Raw genomic sequence first — 14,383 nt, 5'->3', positions numbered from 1 at the left:
GTTTTAGATTTTTTATTCAAAAATCCCTGCAAAATCTAAGAAGACTTTCCAAACTTCCTTTTTATGTTTAGGGAATTCTTCTAAAATAAGAGCTTGCCATTTAGGAGGTTTTGGTTGTTTGAGAAGTTTTAAGCCTGCTTCTTCTGGTGTTCTATCTCCCTTTTTTAAATTACATTTTTTACAACAAAGAACTACATTTGTCCATACAGTTTTTCCACCTCGGCTTTTAGGAATTACATGGTCTATGGTTCTTTCTTTTGGATTCTTAAGAAGTTTACCACAATATTGGCAGGTATATTTATCTCGTAATAATAAATTTTGTCTTGAAAAAACTACATCTACTTTCGGAAGACTTTCATAATAGGGTAAATAAATTGCATCGGGAACCAAAATAGAAATAGAAGGGCTTCTTATTATTCTACTATTTCCATTTTCATGAAATTTAGTTATTTTTATCCATTCATCTAAATCATGGATACTCCATTGAGTAGTAATTACTTTAGCAGTTCCTTTTACTAAATGGCAAATAGCTTTTTGTACTGTAGTAATTTGTATAGCTTGATAATATTTATTTAAAACTAAAACTTTTTCTTGAAGAATGTTTTGACTCAATTTTTATTCCACCACCGGGCAGGTCATAGTATGGTTAATAGCAGAGATATTTTGTATTTGATTAAGAAGAATGTGAGAAAGATCTTCATATGTAGAAACTTCAACTTCTACTATTATGTCATAAGGTCCCATAATTATATCAATTTTTTTTACTTCGGGTAATTTTTTTAATTCCTCTACCACTTTTTGGGTTTGTCCAATTTGGGTATTAATTAAAATATAAGCACGGATAGCCATATTTTTACTCCTTTATTATAAAACTTTTAAAATTTTTTAAAAGTTCAAGAGCCTTAATAGATAAAGATTCAGAAAGACTACCGAGACCACAAGACGGAGTAAAAAGACTTTTTCTTAAAACTTCCTCTTTAGAAATATTTAAAGTAGAGCTGAGATCACTTAATTGAGATCTAAATTTACGAATAATTTCTTCTAAACTAATATTTTCTAATATTTCACTATTTGTAGGAATCACCCCCCATGCTAAATATTTGTTTTCGTCCTTTAGAAAATTTTTTAAAAAATTTTTATAGATAATTAATTTATCGTAAAAATTAAAACTGTCAAAGCTTATAATATTGACTTTTGATTCTAAAATTATATCCCAAGAAGTATTTGCACAAATATGGATTCCTGTAATTATTTCAAAATTTGTTAAAATTTCTATCATTTCATTTAAAATTGAAAGAACTAAATCTTTAGAAAGAGTTATAAAAGAAGAAGATCCAAAGCCTGATAAACCAGGTTCATCAAGAAAAATAACTACTATTGAAGAAAATTTTTTTAATTCTAAGCCCTGAGAGAGGGCTTTTAAAGTTAAAAATTTAGTTATCAAATCTTTCAGATCTTCTCTAAAAATTGAAATTTCTTTATTTTCTGTTTTTAATGAAGTAGCCAGAGTAAATGGTCCTGTAATTTGTCCTTTCACGATAGGAAGATTTAAATTTTGGATTCTTTTTAAAAAGGTTTTAAATCCCTTAGCATAATCTTCTGAAAGAGAAAAATTTTTAAGTAAATCAAGATTTTTTCTTTCTATTATTTCAAAATAAAGTTCATAAAACTTTATCAATTCTTCTTCGAAATTAGAAGAGGTGGTATTGATTGTTTTCCTTTCTCTTTCAAATCCAGGAAGCCCTTCATTAAACTGTATAAGCATGCTTTCGTTTTGTAATTTAGATAATTGAGGCCAAGCAGGAATATCAACAAAATCTAAAATAAGATCAACCGCTTTTTCAGGATCTTCAAAGGGTAAACTTCCAATGTGAGTTGTTTTTAAAGAAAGACAAGGATAATCCATAAGTTTTACCCTATAAAAAAATCTTAAAATATTTTAAATTTTAATTCAAAAATAAAGTGTAAACAAGATTTAAATTTTTATAGTTGTAAAAATTAGAATTTTAGTTAAAATTTTTTTTAAATCAGCCCCTGTAGCTCAGTAGGATAGAGCGCGAGATTCCTAATCTCGAGGTCGTGGGTTCGAATCCCACCGGGGGCGTTCTTTTCGTCAATAATTTTGTTCACTTCATAAAAAAATTCATTAAAATAAAAAATTGTCTTGACAAATTTAAAACTTTATAGAAGAATTTTTAAAAATAAACAAAATAAAAATTTTAAAAAAGGAGGATCATTATGAAAAAATTATTAAAAAGTATTATTTTATTTCCTTTAATATTATTAAGCTTTATTTCTTTAGCTAAAGCTCATTTTTTAGTTCTTTTACCTGATACAGATAATATAGAGGGAGCAAAAAGGGAAGTAAAATTAGAAGCAAGATTTACTCATCCTATGGAAGGTGGACCAAATATGGAGTTTAAGATTTTAGATAGTGGAGTTTTAGTGAGGGGAGAAAAAATAAATCTTAATTGGGAAAGGGTCTTAATTCCCTCTATGAAGGGAAGTTCCAATAGAGTGTCCATGTATAAAACTACTTTAAAAATTACTAAGCCTGGGGTTTATCAGATATATGTAGATCCTGAACCTTATTTTGAGCCTTCAGAAAAAAAATATATTAAACAAATCACTAAAGTTATAATACAAGCTTTAGGAATGGAAGAGGGATGGGATGAACCAATAGGGCTTAAAGCTGAGATTATTCCTTTAATTAAGCCTTTTGCTCTTTGGGAAGGTAATACCTTTAAAGGAAAAGTTTTAATTAATGGAGAACCTGCAAGTAATATAGAAGTAGAAGTAGAATATTTAAATACTAAAAATTTGAAAGCTCCTTATGAATCTTTTATTACTCAAGTTGTTAAAACTGACGAAAATGGATATTTTGAATATACCATCCCCTGGGCTGGATGGTGGGGTTTTTCTGCTATTGGTGAGGGAGGTAAAATTAAAGGTGCTGATGGAAAAGAATATCCTCTTGAACTTGACGCAGTTATTTGGGTAAAAGCTTATCCTAAACCAAAGGAGGTTAAATAAACTAATGCATATTTCTGAAGGAGTTCTTTCTCCTCCTGTTCTTTTAGCAGGAAGCCTTCTTTCACTTTCTGGTCTTATTTTAGGATTAAAAAATTTAAAAACTGAAAAGATTCCTGAAATTGCAGTTCTCTCAAGCGCTTTTTTTGTTGCCTCTTTAATTCATATTCCTATAGGTCCTACCTCTGCCCATCTTGTTCTCAATGGTATAATAGGGCTACTTCTTGGATGGGCAACCTTTCCTGCTATATTTTTAGGACTTTTGCTTCAGGCACTACTTTTTCAGTTTGGAGGACTTACGACCTTAGGAGTAAATACTTTTGCTATGGCTTTTCCTCCTGTAATACTTGGATATATATTCAGAAAGTTCCTTCAGAAAGATAAAGCTTTTTTTACTTTTGTAGCAAGTTTTCTTGTAGGGTCTTTATCTATTATTTTTTCAGCAATTTTAATTGGTTTGGCACTTTATTTTACTGAGAAAAGTTTTATTCCTGTTATTATTACTTTATTAGGAGCTCATTTTCCTATTGCTATTATAGAAGGATTTATTACAAGTTTTATTGTAGTTTATTTATTAAAAGTTAAACCGGAGGTAGTTCTATGAGAATCTTAATTTTATTAACGTTCTTTTTGGTTTTTTTTACTAAAATGGGGTTGACGCACAAAATAAATACTTTTGCCTACAGAGAAGGAGACCAAATAATAGGTGAAGCCTATTTTGCAGATGGTTCTCCCTGTATAAAATGTAAAGTAGAAGTTTATAGTGATAAAGGTGTAAAAATTTTAGATATGACAACTGATGAAAAGGGAAAATTTAGTTTTACTACAAAAGAAAAAGGGTCTATTAGAATTAAAGTAATCGCTGGAGAAGGACATCTTGCTGAATGTAAAGTAGAGGGATTAAAAAATCCTCAAGCATCTAAATCATTAGAATCTAAAATTGAAACACCAAAAACTGAAGAAAACCCCCACCATCTAAAATTGACTAATGAGGAAATGAAAATAGCTATAAAAGAGGCTGTAAGTGAGGCTTTAAAAGAAACCATAAAGCCTGAAACTGAAGGAATAAAAAATTTACTGATGGAAGTTAAAAAAGATATGGATAGAGCAAAACTTCATGATATTATTGGTGGAATAGGTTATATTTTTGGTATATGGGGAATGGTTACAATTTTAAAATTTAGAAAAAAATAGGGTTTTTTTAATATAAATGCATCTTGAAGTATTTGCAGAAGGAGATTCTTTTTTACATAAACTTGATCCCAGAATAAAGATATTAGTCTTTTTAACTTTTGCTATACTATGTGCTATTTCAAAAGGAATCCTAATTCCTTCTCTTTATTTTACGCTTTCTCTTTTTTTTATTCTTATAGCTAAGCTTAATTTTAAAAACCTTTTAAATCGTTTAGTAGGAGCAAATTTTTTCATCCTTTTTATATGGATATTTATTCCTTTAAGCTACAAAAGTAATCCTTATATTGAATTTGGATCTTTTAAAATAAGTTATGAAGGAATAAAATATGCCCTTTCTATTACTATAAAATGTAATGCAATAATTTTAGCAACTATTGCACTTTTATCTACTTCAACTATTTTTTCTATTGCTCATGCAATGTTACATCTAAGATTACCTTCTAAATTGGTCACTATATTTTTTCTCTTTTATAGGTATATTAGTGTAGTACATGAAGAATATACAAAAATCAAAAGAGCAGTTTTAGCTCGTGGATTTAGACCAAAAACAGATTTACATACTTATAAAACTTATGCTTATATAGTTTCTGCCTTATTAATAAAAAGTTTTGAAAGGTCTGAAGAAATTTATAAAGCTATGCTTGCAAGGGGGTTTAAAGGCTTTTTCCCTTTATTTGAACATTTTAAGCTTAGAAAAATAGATTTAGCTTTTGGTATAGGTATAGGTTTAGTTATCATTTTTATTTATATTTGGGGTTTGTGTAGATAAAATATGGAAAAATCCATTATTAAACTCGAAAATATTAGTTTTAGTTATGATTCTTATTCAGTTTTAACTGATATAAATTTTGAATTAAGATTAGGAGAAAAGGTAGGGCTTATAGGTCCTAATGGAGCTGGGAAAACAACTCTTCTTTATATTATAATGGGTTTTTTGAAACCTAATTCAGGAAGAGTCTTTATTTTTGGAAAAGAGAGAAAAGGGGAGAAAGATTTTTTAGAGGTTAGGCAAAAGTTAGGTTTGCTATTTCAAGACTCTGATTCTCAACTTTTTTGTCCTACTGTTAAGGAGGATATAGCCTTTGGTCCTCTAAATTTAGGTAAAGATAGAAATGAGGTTAAAGAAATTGTTAAAGACATAGCCAAATTATTTAATATTGAACATTTACTTGAACGTCCTGTATATAAACTTTCAACTGGAGAAAAGAAAATTGTAGCTTTAGCAACAGTATTTGCTATGAATCCAATTTGTTATCTTCTTGATGAGCCTTCCTCTGGGCTTGACGAAGAAACTAAAGAAAAATTAATATATTTTCTTAAGAACCATGTTAAAACTTATTTAATTGTTTCTCATGATCAAACCTTTTTAAAAGAAACAGTGGATAAAATTTATCTTTTAAAAAAGGGACAAATTTCTTTTTACCAAGATTTTTAAGCTTTACACCTGAGTCATAAGCAAGTTAAGGTCAAGAGGTCTCTGACGCAATTCATTATCTAAATAAAAAAGTGCTTGAGGGGCATTTTTAATAAGCTTAAGTTTATTTAATAAATTTTTAAATGAATCCTCTTCTTCAACTTGTTCTTCTATAAACCACTGAAGAAAATTTTCAGCAGCATAGTCTTGAAGTTTTTTTGCCAAATTCATAAGATTATTTATTTTGTTAGTGACTTCCTTTTCATGTTTGTAAGCATAAGCAATGGCATCTTCAGGGTTTTCCCAATTTTTTGGAGGAGCTGGTATTTCTTGCAAAATAACTCTTCCATCTCTTTCAAAGATAAATTTATAAAACTTCATAGCATGCATAATTTCTTCGGCCGCTTGTGCCTTCATCCAGTGAGCAAATCCATCTAAGCCCATATTATCAAAATAAGCAGACATAGAGAGATATAAATAGGCTGAATATAATTCCCATTTAAGCTGTTCATTAAGAGCATTTTCCATCTCGTTATGCATAATTTATCCTCTTTTTAAAAATTTTTAATTTAAAAAAGTATAAACCAATTTTTTATATTGGTCAAGTTTTTAGCACAAATATTTAAATATAATTAAAAGGTAAAAATTTTGTCAGCCTCTTTTGCAAGTTCATAAAGGTCATCCATCCACCCAATAGGACATGTAGGTGAGTTTTACAGCAACATTGGCAAGTCTCATAGCATTATATATTGTTTCTGGGTCATCAGTGGTAATAATAAAAAGTAATTTCATCCCAGCCTCCTCAAGAATATTTAATTTAGATTATAATTTTTAAAAAAAAATTAAAATATGTAAAGCTTTTAATTTGTCAAGGGTCAAATTTTGATAGGGTTATTATTTTGAAATTGTCAAATTAAAAAGAATTGGTTAAAATAAATTTTATGGAGAAAAAGTATGGAGAAATTGCTATAGAAGAGGCTCAACTTGAGGCATGGGATAATCCCTATCCAGATAGAGACTATTTGATTGAAATTACCTTTCCTGAATTTACTTGTCTTTGTCCAAGATCTGGATATCCAGACTTTGCAATAATAAAAATTTCTTATATTCCCAAGAATAAAATTGTGGAGTTAAAATCCTTAAAACTCTGGTTAAATAAATTTAGAAATCGCTATATTTCTCATGAAGCAGCAACTAATGAGATTTTTGATGCTCTTTGGAATTTACTTCAACCTAAAAAACTTAAAGTGGTTGCAGATTTTCATCCAAGAGGAAATGTTCATACCGTTGTTACTGTGGAGAAACCTTAAATTTAAAAAATACTAAAGTAAAGCTCGCTTTCTACATTTCCTGGATAATTTCCTTTAACTAAGGTATAGTAAATTCCATTTTCAAATACTCCTAAACCTGTAATAAATCCCGTTTGAGAAGCCCATAAATTTCTAAAAAAATAGGTGCCTTCAAAACCAAGCACAAAAATTTGAGAAGTGGCGCTATTTAAAGGAACATATTTTAAATCACCTTTCACTGTTTCCAAAGGAAAATTAGCAGAAACAAAAAGAACTTCTAATTTGCCATCCTTATTTATGTCAGCTATAACCGGTGTTATAAGAGGATAAACGATTTTCTTAACCACTTCTTGTCCTTTTTTACCCTTAATAAGTTTTATCTCATAAAAATGATTAGCTACAGGATAAGGAGAGATCCAAACTATATTAGAATCTTTATAAACTGCTAATTTTCCATCTGAAGTATAATTGATTATTTCTGGGCTCCCGTCTCCATCTAAATCAACAAAAGCACTTCCAATATTTTTATAATCTGGAGGAACTTTTAGTTGAGTTGCATATATTAATTGATTATTTTCCCTTTTTAAAATATATACTTCTTTTCCAAAAAAGTTTTCTGAATCAAAAGTTTGTCCAATTAAAGTATCCTTTACACCTCTTGCTGTATAATCTACAAAGTTTAAAATTAAATTTACATTAGTAATTACTGGAGTTAATCCCTGTTCAGTATATCTTAAAATTTCGCTTCTCATACCTACGCTTTCATCAAATATGTTTAAAGCTATCCAACCAGATGGTCCTAAAGAGAAATTTACAATTTTACCAGTCTTAGGAGTATAACTTGCCAAAAGAGCCCCTTTTATTCTTACTATAAAAAGCCCTTGAGAGTTAAAATAAATCATTTCAGGACTACCATCATTATCTATATCTGCAAACTCTACTTGAAATACTTCTCCTTTCATTTTTCCTAAAATAGTTGGAGGATTTATAGAAAAAACTCCTGTAGAGGGTTTATAAGCTTTCTGAGTAGTTGTAACTGTTGAAGGGGCTATAGTTTTTTTATAGCTTAAGGTTCCATAATACCTTATCAAATCTAAATTGTAATTAAATATTTTTACTATATCCTCTTCCACAACAAAAACTATATCATATTGTTGAGACAAAAGGTATTGAGGAGTTAGATCTTTTAATTTTAAATTGGGATTAAAAGTAACTGCTGATTCAGGTAAAGTATTTTTAAGGATTAAAAATAAATTTTCATCAGGGGTTTGGGTTTCAGAGATTATAAGTATTTTTAAATCGGTAAATCTTTCAATAGGTGTGGGAACTGGGAAAGGTTCTTTTTGAAAAATAACTCTTCCTATGGCAAAATTTTCTTCTACATCTGTAATTTCAATTTTTCCGATTATCTCTTTAAGAAAACCTAAGGTTTTTTCAGTTTCAGGATGAACAATCTTTTTCCCTCTTTTATATACTGTAAATATATCTTTAGGCCTAACACCTTGAACTTTCCCCTTGTCTATAATTATTTTATTATCTTCTATACCAATAATTAATGCAGAAAGAGGAGTAAAATCTTTTTTAATTTCTTCATAGGTTTCAGGTGATATTAGAGAAAAAGAAAAATTGGGACTAAGTAAAAGAAAAACTAATCCCCATCCAAGGAAAATTAAAAATTTTTTAATTTTCATAAAAGTAGATCCTCCTTTTAAAATTTAATCGTTTTTTAATGAACCTTGCCCAGTTGATTCTAATACAGAAAGCCAGAATCTGCTATTAAGGTTAATTTGTTTTCTTCTTTTTATGGCCTCTTTAATAGGAATATGAACAAACTGATCATTAAGATAACTTATCATTATTCCTGTTTTCCCAGCCATAGCAGCATGAACCGCATATTGTCCTAAAAATCCACAATAAATTCTGTCTTCAACATTAGCAGGAACACTTCTTATAATATAACTTGGATCAATATATCTTATCACTACATCTATATTTTTGTTTTTAAAATATTCTGTAATTTTATCTTTCAAAAATTTACCAATATCTCCCAGTTTTATATTTCCTGAAGCATCATATTCTGGAGGATCTTTTTGGACATATTTTTGTCCTGCTCCTTCTGCAACTACAATAACAGCGTGTTTTCTTTTATCTAGTCTTCTTTCTAATTCGGCAAGTAATCCTTTTTCTCCTTCTAAATCAAAATCCATTTCAGGAATTAAGCAAAAATTTACTTCCTTAGTTGCAAGTGTTGCAGCAGCAGCGATAAAACCTGAATGTCTTCCCATCAGTTTTACTAAACCTATTCCGTTAGGAACTGCAATAGCCTCTGTATGGGCGCATCTAATAGCATAACAAGCAAGTTCAACAGCTGTATCAAAACCAAAAGTTTTTGAAACGAGCCAAATATCATTATCTATAGTTTTAGGAACAGCTACTACAGCAATTTTAAGATTTCTTTTTGATATTTCTTCTTTTATTTTATAAGCTGCTCTAAAAGTCCCATCTCCTCCTATCATAATAAGTATTTGAATATTCATTCTTTCAAGAGTGTCCACGATTTCTTCAATTGACTGATGTCCACGAGAAGTGCCAAGAAAAGTTCCTCCCATAGTATGAATATCTTTCACTACCTCGGGATTTAACTCAATTATCTCATGTCCATATTTAGGAATAAATCCTTGCAATCCATATTTAAAGCCTATTATTTTATTTACTCCATAAGAATAATAAAAGGTCATTACTATAGAACGAATTACATCATTAATCCCGGGACAAAGCCCTCCGCAAGTTACAATTCCTACTTTTACCTTAGAGGGATCAAAATATATAAAAGGTCTTGGTCCTGCAAGTTCTAAGGAAGGGATTTCTTTATTTTTTGAAAATTGTTCTTTTAAGTAATTATAATTTACCCTTAAAGTAACTCTTGCATCATCTGTAACAAAACATTGAGGTTTTAGTTTTAAAGGTGAAGAAATTTTACAGGGGCCTAAGTTTTCAACTGAAGTATCAATATCTTCTATAATTTCTTCTGTAAATTCCAAATAATTGCAAAATTCTTTCATTTTACCCCCTATAGCCTTATTTTAACTGCTTCAGCATGAAAGGGAAGATTTTCTGTTTCAGCAAGTAAAATAACCTCTTTAGCTTCGTTTTTTAAAGCTGAGGGAGAATATTTAAGAAAATTTATCTTTTTAAGAAATTTTTCAGCAGATAGAGAGGAAGTAAATCTTGCAAATCCCATGGTTGGTAATACATGATTAGGTCCTGCTAAATAATCTCCTATTGCCTCGGGAGTAAAAGTCCCAAGAAAAACAGCACCTGCATTTTTAACTAAAGGTAGATAATCTAAGGGGTCTTTAACCATAATTTCTAAGTGTTCAGGAGCAATGAGATTTGCTAATAAAAAAGCAGTTTCTATATCCTTTACTATTATTATACTTCCCCTTTTTGAAAGTGCAGATTTAGCTATTTCTCCTCTAATTCCCGTTTCTAAAGCCTGAGGAATTAAATTTTTAACTTCTTTAGCAATTTTTTTTGAAGTAGTTATAAGAATTGAAAGACTCATAGGATCATGTTCAGCTTGAGCAAGAAGATCATAGGTGATAAATTCTGGATTTGCTGTATTATCTGCAATAATTAATACTTCACTGGGGCCAGCAATTATGTCTATTCCTACAAAAGAGGAAACAATTTTTTTGGCGGTGGTTACATATATATTTCCTGGACCACAAATAATATCAACCTTAGGCAAGGTTTCAGTTCCATAGGCTAAAGCAAAAATAGACCAAGGACCTCCTACTTTATATATTTCATCAACACCTGCTTCATTAGCAGCAACTAATAAAGCTGGATGTAAAGTTTTATCCTTTCTTGGTGGCGAGACCATAACAATTTTTTCTACACCTGCTATTTTAGCAGGGACTGCAGTCATAATCACTGTAGAAATGAGGGGAGTCTCTCCTCCTTTTCCTCCGGGAATATAAAGACCAGCTTTTTCTACAGGTTTTACCATTTGTCCTAAAAAAATACCTTTATCCTCTATAAACCAAGATTGAGGAAGGTTTTGGGAATGAAATTTTTTAACCTTTTCTATAGCTAATTTTATGGCTGAAAAAAGCTCAGGTGAAATCTCTTTATAAGCTCTTTCAATTTCTTCTTTACTTATCTTGAAATCTTCTTTATTTAAAAGAACTCCATCAAATTTATAGGTATACTCAATTAAAGCTTTATCACCCGCTCTTTTAACTCTATCCCCTATTTTTTTTACTTCCTTTTCTATTTTCTTAGGAAATTCTTCAACTCTATTTACAATTTTTTGTAAATATCTTTCGGCTTTTTTTGAGGGATATTGAAAAATTCTTATTTTCATAACTTCTCTCCTTTTTACCAATTACTAAAAGGTTCTTTCCAGATCCTTTTTAACTCCTTTATATTTTCTCTTATTATAACCTTTCCATTAAGGCCTTTTATTATTAAAAAGGGATCTGCAATTACTTCTCCTATCAAAGAGAAAGGAATATCTTTCATAAGAGCTTCAAAATCTTCTCTTTTTTCTTTCCTTACGGTTACAACTATTCTTCCTGCACTTTCAGAAAAAAGAATAAAGTCATCCCTTAAAGATTCTCCTTCATAGTAAATAGCAGAAAGATCAGCTATTATTCCATATCCTCCAGAAAAGGCTTTTTCAGCTAATGTAACTCCTAAACCACCATCAGAAACATCATGAGCAGATTCAATAAGACCGCTATAAATAGCATCCCTTAATCTTAAATAGATTTTTTTATTGAGATATGGGTCAGGTTTAGGCACTTTTCCACCCTTTATTCCTAAAAGATTAAAATATTCTGAACCTGCCAATTCATCTTTAGTTATTCCAAGAATATATACTAAATCTCCCGCTCTTTTAACATCCATAGTTTGGGCAAGATAATATTTAGGAATTTTAGCAACTACAGAGAAAAGAAGAGTAGGGGGTACAGAAATTTTTAAACTTCCATCAGGAAGAATATTCCCTATTCCAAAAGGATTTTCATTTTCGGGATTAAGTCCTAAATACATAAGATAATCATTTTTCATAGAATCTTTTCCTGAAATGCAAGGAACTCCATAAATTTTAGTAAATTCATAAAGAGCTTGATTAGCTCTTACTAATTGGGCTAATTTATATTTTCCATCTGGATTTTTTTCACTTTCGATAGGATCGCACCAGCAGAAATTATCAAGACCCGCCATATATTCAATGTCTCCACCTACACAAACTGCATTTCTTATTCCTTCATCAATGGCATTTGCAGCCATCCAATAGGTATCATAATCTGAAAATTTAGGACAAATACCATGGGCAATCACAATTCCACTTTCACTTTCAAGGTCATATCTCAAAACTGCCGCATCACTTGGACCATCATTGTTTATTCCTGTAAGGGGCTTAATTACACTTCCACCCTGAACTTCATGATCGTATTGAGTTACTACATATTCTTTTGAACAAACATTATAGGCTTTTAAAACTTTTTTTAGAATTTCTCCATAATCTTCAGGAATTTCTACATTCGGTTTTGTAGGATAAGATGGTGTCTTCCATTCAGCATATAATTCAAGCTGAGGAACTCCTTCATGAAGAAAATCTAAAGGTATTAGTCCTACTGTTTTTCCTTCATATAAAATATGAAAATATCCAGAGTTTGTAAATTTTCCTAAAACAGTTGCTAAAACATCCATTTTTTTTGCTAAGCTTAGAAATCTTTCTATTTTATCTGGAGGAACTGCGAGAGTCATTCTTTCTTGACTTTCTGAAAGAAGAATTTCCCAAGGACGAAGACCAGGGTATTTCAAAGGTGCTTTAGACAAGTCTATTTCAGCTCCTCCTGATTCCTTTGCCATTTCTCCAACAGAAGAAGAAAGCCCTCCTGCACCATTATCAGTAATAGAATTATATAAACCTTCATCTCTTGCTTTCATTAAAAAATCAACCATTTTTTTCTGTGTTATAGGGTCTCCGATTTGTACTGCTGTTGCAGGGGAGCCTTCATGTAAAGCTTCAGAAGAAAAAGTAGCACCATGTATCCCATCTTTTCCAATTTTTCCACCAATCATTACTACTAAATCTCCTGGTTTAGCTCCTTTTTTCCAAGAGGGTTCATCATTTATGTATAGAGGTAAAAGACCTCCTGTTCCACAATAAACTAAAGGTTTGCCAAGATATCTTGGATCAAAAACAATTGAACCATTAATAGTAGGAATACCACTTTGATTACCTCCGTGTTCAACTCCTTCTCTTACTCCTTCAAAAATTCTTTTTGGATGTAAAATTCTTGGAGGAAGTTTTTTATCCCAATCAGGAGGTGCAAAACAAAATACATCAGTATTAAAAATAAGCTTTGCTCCCTTCCCAGTTCCTAAGGGATCTCTATTTACACCTACTATCCCTGTTAAAGCACCTCCATAGGGATCAAGTGCAGAAGGACTATTATGAGTTTCTACTTTAAAAGCTAAAGCCCATTTTTCATCAAGTTTTATAACACCTGCATTATCAACAAAAACAGAAAGACAAAAATCTTTTTCTCCCTTTTCTTTCCTAATTTCTTCAGTAGCTTTTTTGATATAGGTTTTAAATAAACTATCTATAACTAATTCTTCTCCAGTGTCTAAATCTTTATAAAAGATCTTGGCATTAAATATTTTATGTTTACAATGTTCAGACCAAGTTTGAGCTATGCTTTCAAGTTCTACATCAGTAATAGCAGAATCAAGTCCATAACTTTTTCTAATCTCTATAAACTTAGGATCAGAAAAAAATTTTTGTATAGTTTTCATTTCTTTAAGATTAAGGGCAAGCAATCTTTCTTGGGATAATTTTATAAGTTCCTCATCAGAAAAATTACTGAGTAAAAATTTTTCTACTATTGGAGGAAAATACTCTGTTACTCTTGGGAGAGAATAGGAAAGTCCGTTTTTTAAAAACTCATCTCTATGAAGAATGAACCACCTTTCTATTAATTCATTGGCAAGAAGATCTCTTGCTATTCTTTCAACATCATCTTTAGAAATATTTCCTTTTATCAAGAATTGACGTGCAAAATAAACTCCTTCTTTATTAGTATCTAAAGGTCTTTCTAAAATGTAGCTGAGAGCTTCTTCAGCAGTTTTACCTTCATTATCAGTAACTCCTGGGCGATAACCAATCTCTAAAACCCAATCAAAAGAAAAATTTAGCTTTAAAGATACGTACTCATTAATACTATAAGTTTGGATTACAGGATCACAAAGAGCAGATTCTGCAAAAATTCTAATAATTTCTTCAGAAAAATTTCCTTCAACTAAATATACTTTTATAAAATAAAGGTCTTCTAAAGAAATATTTAAATGATGTTTAATTTTTCTTTTTATCTTAGCTCCTATTGCATCTTTAAAGAAAGGTTTAGAAGAAACCTCTATCCTGAAAACATTCATAAGA

Annotated in this window: 14 protein-coding genes and 1 tRNA gene; 7 read left to right on the top strand and 8 right to left on the bottom strand. The window is 30.3% G+C overall.

Going from position 1 to position 14,383, the window contains the following annotated elements; translation table 11 throughout:
- Positions 1 to 12: 12 nt before the first annotated feature.
- Genes TOPB45_RS06795 through TOPB45_RS06785 form a run of 3 tightly spaced genes read right to left on the bottom strand, consistent with a single transcriptional unit; the run spans position 13 to position 1,906 of the window.
- Positions 13 to 612 carry an HNH endonuclease gene (locus TOPB45_RS06795; protein ID WP_013910096.1) on the bottom strand — a complete coding sequence of 200 codons (600 nt, stop codon included), beginning with the start codon at positions 610 to 612 and terminating at the stop codon, positions 13 to 15.
- Positions 613 to 615: 3 nt separating this feature from the next.
- Complete coding sequence (locus tag TOPB45_RS06790) at positions 616 to 849, bottom strand: Lrp/AsnC ligand binding domain-containing protein (protein ID WP_013910095.1); 234 nt, start codon at positions 847 to 849, stop codon at positions 616 to 618.
- Positions 850 to 853: 4 nt separating this feature from the next.
- Complete coding sequence (locus TOPB45_RS06785) at positions 854 to 1,906, bottom strand: uroporphyrinogen decarboxylase/cobalamine-independent methonine synthase family protein (RefSeq protein WP_013910094.1); 1,053 nt, start codon at positions 1,904 to 1,906, stop codon at positions 854 to 856.
- A gap of 124 nt (positions 1,907 to 2,030) precedes the next feature.
- Here TOPB45_RS06785 and TOPB45_RS06780 point away from each other — a divergent pair.
- The 6 genes from TOPB45_RS06780 to TOPB45_RS06755 all read left to right on the top strand — a co-directional run bounded on the left by TOPB45_RS06780 (position 2,031) and on the right by TOPB45_RS06755 (position 5,659).
- Positions 2,031 to 2,104 (top strand) — tRNA-Arg (locus TOPB45_RS06780).
- Between the two features lie 134 nt (positions 2,105 to 2,238).
- Entirely contained in the window at positions 2,239 to 3,033 is a 795-nt protein-coding gene (locus TOPB45_RS06775) for a DUF4198 domain-containing protein (protein WP_013910093.1), read from the top strand.
- A gap of 4 nt (positions 3,034 to 3,037) precedes the next feature.
- Positions 3,038 to 3,634, top strand: a complete 597-nt coding sequence (gene cbiM / locus TOPB45_RS06770) for a cobalt transporter CbiM (RefSeq protein ID WP_013910092.1) — start codon at positions 3,038 to 3,040, stop codon at positions 3,632 to 3,634.
- A 50-nt stretch (positions 3,635 to 3,684) separates the two neighbouring features.
- Complete coding sequence (locus tag TOPB45_RS06765) at positions 3,685 to 4,224, top strand: hypothetical protein (protein WP_144011498.1); 540 nt, start codon at positions 3,685 to 3,687, stop codon at positions 4,222 to 4,224.
- Positions 4,225 to 4,240: 16 nt separating this feature from the next.
- Complete coding sequence (cbiQ, locus tag TOPB45_RS06760; protein ID WP_013910090.1) at positions 4,241 to 4,993, top strand: cobalt ECF transporter T component CbiQ; 753 nt, start codon at positions 4,241 to 4,243, stop codon at positions 4,991 to 4,993.
- A 3-nt stretch (positions 4,994 to 4,996) separates the two neighbouring features.
- Positions 4,997 to 5,659 carry an energy-coupling factor ABC transporter ATP-binding protein gene (locus TOPB45_RS06755; RefSeq protein WP_013910089.1) on the top strand — a complete coding sequence of 221 codons (663 nt, stop codon included), beginning with the start codon at positions 4,997 to 4,999 and terminating at the stop codon, positions 5,657 to 5,659.
- Between the two features lie 3 nt (positions 5,660 to 5,662).
- On the opposite strand, the gene TOPB45_RS06750 is transcribed toward TOPB45_RS06755, so the two are convergent.
- Positions 5,663 to 6,178, bottom strand: coding sequence for a ferritin (locus tag TOPB45_RS06750; RefSeq protein ID WP_013910088.1), 516 nt, complete (start codon positions 6,176 to 6,178; stop codon positions 5,663 to 5,665).
- Positions 6,179 to 6,579: 401 nt separating this feature from the next.
- Between TOPB45_RS06750 and queF the strand changes: the two genes are divergently transcribed.
- Entirely contained in the window at positions 6,580 to 6,948 is a 369-nt protein-coding gene (gene queF / locus TOPB45_RS06745; protein WP_013910086.1) for a preQ(1) synthase, read from the top strand.
- 2 nt (positions 6,949 to 6,950) lie between these two features.
- Here the strand turns inward: queF and TOPB45_RS06740 are convergent, their stop codons facing one another.
- The 4 genes from TOPB45_RS06740 to TOPB45_RS06725 are packed head-to-tail and all read right to left on the bottom strand — an operon-like array spanning position 6,951 to position 14,379.
- Positions 6,951 to 8,618 (bottom strand): hypothetical protein, encoded by a 1,668-nt coding sequence (locus TOPB45_RS06740; RefSeq protein ID WP_013910085.1) that lies wholly within the window; start codon positions 8,616 to 8,618, stop codon positions 6,951 to 6,953.
- Positions 8,619 to 8,642: 24 nt separating this feature from the next.
- A complete protein-coding gene (locus TOPB45_RS06735; RefSeq protein ID WP_013910084.1) occupies positions 8,643 to 9,989 on the bottom strand; it encodes an ATP-dependent 6-phosphofructokinase in 1,347 nt (448 codons plus the stop codon).
- 8 nt (positions 9,990 to 9,997) lie between these two features.
- Positions 9,998 to 11,296: a histidinol dehydrogenase gene (gene hisD, locus TOPB45_RS06730; protein WP_013910083.1), complete on the bottom strand. Its 1,299-nt coding sequence runs from the start codon at positions 11,294 to 11,296 to the stop codon at positions 9,998 to 10,000.
- A gap of 14 nt (positions 11,297 to 11,310) precedes the next feature.
- Entirely contained in the window at positions 11,311 to 14,379 is a 3,069-nt protein-coding gene (locus tag TOPB45_RS06725) for an AIR synthase-related protein (protein WP_013910082.1), read from the bottom strand.
- Positions 14,380 to 14,383: the final 4 nt, after the last annotated feature.

Origin of the sequence: Thermodesulfobacterium geofontis OPF15, from assembly GCF_000215975.1 — a bacterium.
Taxonomy (GTDB): Bacteria; Desulfobacterota; Thermodesulfobacteria; order Thermodesulfobacteriales; family Thermodesulfobacteriaceae; genus Thermodesulfobacterium; species Thermodesulfobacterium geofontis.
The sequence above is the reverse complement of the archived record's forward strand: the minus strand, read 5'-3'. Positions and strand labels throughout refer to the sequence as shown.

What these genes read in the sequence shown, in the direction of transcription:
- cbiQ (WP_013910090.1), top strand. Translation starts at nt 4,241, where the DNA reads ATGCATCTTGAAGTATTTGCAGAAGGAGATTCTTTTTTACATAAACTT.
- hisD (WP_013910083.1), bottom strand. Translation starts at nt 11,296, where the DNA reads ATGAAAATAAGAATTTTTCAATATCCCTCAAAAAAAGCCGAAAGATAT.
- TOPB45_RS06775 (WP_013910093.1), top strand. Translation starts at nt 2,239, where the DNA reads ATGAAAAAATTATTAAAAAGTATTATTTTATTTCCTTTAATATTATTA.
- queF (WP_013910086.1), top strand. Translation starts at nt 6,580, where the DNA reads ATGGAGAAAAAGTATGGAGAAATTGCTATAGAAGAGGCTCAACTTGAG.
- TOPB45_RS06790 (WP_013910095.1), bottom strand. Translation starts at nt 849, where the DNA reads ATGGCTATCCGTGCTTATATTTTAATTAATACCCAAATTGGACAAACC.
- TOPB45_RS06750 (WP_013910088.1), bottom strand. Translation starts at nt 6,178, where the DNA reads ATGCATAACGAGATGGAAAATGCTCTTAATGAACAGCTTAAATGGGAA.
- TOPB45_RS06785 (WP_013910094.1), bottom strand. Translation starts at nt 1,906, where the DNA reads ATGGATTATCCTTGTCTTTCTTTAAAAACAACTCACATTGGAAGTTTA.
- TOPB45_RS06725 (WP_013910082.1), bottom strand. Translation starts at nt 14,379, where the DNA reads ATGAATGTTTTCAGGATAGAGGTTTCTTCTAAACCTTTCTTTAAAGAT.
- TOPB45_RS06740 (WP_013910085.1), bottom strand. Translation starts at nt 8,618, where the DNA reads ATGAAAATTAAAAAATTTTTAATTTTCCTTGGATGGGGATTAGTTTTT.
- TOPB45_RS06735 (WP_013910084.1), bottom strand. Translation starts at nt 9,989, where the DNA reads ATGAAAGAATTTTGCAATTATTTGGAATTTACAGAAGAAATTATAGAA.
- TOPB45_RS06755 (WP_013910089.1), top strand. Translation starts at nt 4,997, where the DNA reads ATGGAAAAATCCATTATTAAACTCGAAAATATTAGTTTTAGTTATGAT.
- cbiM (WP_013910092.1), top strand. Translation starts at nt 3,038, where the DNA reads ATGCATATTTCTGAAGGAGTTCTTTCTCCTCCTGTTCTTTTAGCAGGA.